Below are 208 nucleotides of genomic sequence, written 5' to 3'. Positions count from 1 at the left end.
TGTCATCCGACCGGTGAGCACCATTACTCCCATTACAACGAGCACCAAGCCAGCAAGCGCTCTCAGCAGTCTACTCCAGCGACTGAGCCAGCGTACTCGTTGCCGAAAGTGTTCAATAAACAGGGCAGTTCCGAGAAAAGGGAGAGCTAACCCGAACGAATACGCCGCCAGATACAGCATGCCAGCCTCAGCATTGGCATGGGTGGAG

The 208-nt window shown here is 55.3% G+C and carries 1 protein-coding gene; it reads right to left on the bottom strand.

Features of this window, described 5'->3' with window-relative positions:
- Positions 1-208: cytochrome c biogenesis protein CcdA (locus tag JIF53_RS00020; protein WP_323127126.1), on the bottom strand; the 208-nt coding region annotated here is incomplete at both ends.

This window comes from Marinobacter sp. bablab_jr008 (assembly GCF_016464145.1).
Taxonomy (GTDB): Bacteria; Pseudomonadota; Gammaproteobacteria; order Pseudomonadales; family Oleiphilaceae; genus Marinobacter; species Marinobacter nauticus.
The sequence above is the reverse complement of the archived record's forward strand: the minus strand, read 5'-3'. Positions and strand labels throughout refer to the sequence as shown.